This is a genomic window from Kribbella sp. NPDC004138 (genome assembly GCF_053603655.1).
On the sequence record NZ_JBSGFZ010000061.1, the window covers coordinates 1 to 1,195 of the forward strand.

At 67.4% G+C, this 1,195-nt stretch carries 2 protein-coding genes; both read left to right on the forward strand.

Annotated features, from left to right (window positions below):
- Nucleotides 1-332, forward strand: a 332-nt coding sequence (locus ACWEOO_RS41820; RefSeq protein WP_452147799.1) for a transposase, incomplete at its 5' end; no start/stop codon positions are given.
- On the forward strand, nt 329-1,195 hold an 867-nt coding region (locus tag ACWEOO_RS41825), incomplete at its 3' end, for an IS3 family transposase (RefSeq protein ID WP_452147800.1). The genes ACWEOO_RS41820 and ACWEOO_RS41825, both read left to right, overlap by 4 nt.

Consider the following 1,195-nt stretch of genomic DNA (forward strand, 5'->3'; position numbering starts at 1 on the left):
GCTCCGGAAGGATGTTCATCATGGAGTCCATGGGCAAGAAGAAGCCGCGGCCTCGTCGTTCGTTCACGCCTGAGTTCAAGGCCGAGATCGTCGAGTTGTGCCAGCGCGGTGACCGGTCGGTGGGTCAGGTCGCGAAGGACTTCGATCTGACCGAGACCGCGGTCCGGCAGTGGCTGAACCAGGCCGAACGCGACGCCGGCACCGGTGATGGCGGGTTGACCACCAGCGAGAAGGCGGAGCTGGCGCAGTTGCGGCGGGAGAACCGCCGGCTCCGCGAGGATGTCGAGATTCTCAAGCGGGCAACGGCTTTCTTCGCGAAGGAGACCCGGTGAACGTCTACCCGTTCATCGAGGCGGAGAAGCAGGGCGACCACAACGTCAAGAGGGCGTGTGAGCTGCTGGGAGTCTCCCGTTCCGCCTACTACATCAACCGCGCCGGCAGGCCCTCGCCGCGTGCGCAGCGCGACGCCGAGCTGACCGGCAAGATCATCCAGATCCACGATGACTCCAAGCACACCTACGGCGCGCCGCGGGTCCATCACGAACTCCGCGCCCTCGGACAGCGGTGCTCCCGTAAACGGGTCGCCCGGCTCATGCGCGAGGCCGACCGGCACGGACGAACCCCCAGGCGCTGGAAGACCACCACCATTGCAGACCCCGCCGCCCTGGCCCGACCCGACCTAATCGGCCGCGACTTCGGCATCGACCCCGGCAAGCCCCGGGAGCCGGACCAGCGTTGGTGCGGCGACATCACCTACATCCAGACCTGGGAAGGCTGGCTCTACCTGGCCACCGTGATCGACCTGGCCTCGCGCCGCGTGCTCGGCTGGGCGGTCGCCGACCACCTGCGCACCGACCTGGTCGCCGACGCTCTCACCGACGCCGTGAACCGGCGCCGGCCAGCACCCGGTGTCGTGTTCCACTCCGACAGAGGCTGTCAATACACCTCGGCCCAATACGCCAACCTGGCCAAGGATCTCGGTGTGACGTTGTCGGTCGGGCGCAAGGGCCAATGCTGGGACAACGCGGTCGCCGAATCCTTCTTCGCCACTGTGAAGACCGAGCTGATCCACCGCCGCGCGTGGCCGACCCGCAAGGCCGCCACCAGCGCGCTCTTCGACTACATCGAGGGCTGGTACAACACCCGCCGACGCCACTCCACCCTCGGCTACCTCAGCCCCGCACAGTACGAATCC